Here is a 299-nt window from a genome sequence, read left to right on the forward strand (position 1 = left end):
GGATTTACGCTAGTTAGAAAGAAATCAGCATCCTCGTTAGCGTAGATTCCAGCAGATCCATCAGAATCATAGGTTCTTTCTCCAGACAACAACTTGAAGAAGTTATTGTCTACAGTGATCGCTTCGTTCTTTTCATTGCGAACTGTGACATTTACGATAGTGAACTGCGATTGTGCTGTAACGCCGTATTCACCACCTACATTTGACGCACTTGAGATTTCATTGACTGTAAAGAATACATCACCAACTTGAACTTCTTCGCCGATTCCAGCAGTTTCAGCAGCTGGCTCTTCTGCTGC

1 protein-coding gene is annotated in these 299 nt (G+C 42.8%); it reads right to left on the bottom strand.

The genetic code is table 11. From position 1 onward, the window contains the following. Nucleotides 1–299 (bottom strand): DUF4352 domain-containing protein (locus SB822_RS56195; protein WP_410858991.1); only part of this gene is annotated, 299 nt, incomplete at both ends.

The organism is Paraburkholderia sp. SIMBA_054 (genome assembly GCF_046534875.1).
GTDB lineage: Bacteria > Pseudomonadota > Gammaproteobacteria > Burkholderiales > Burkholderiaceae > Paraburkholderia > Paraburkholderia hospita.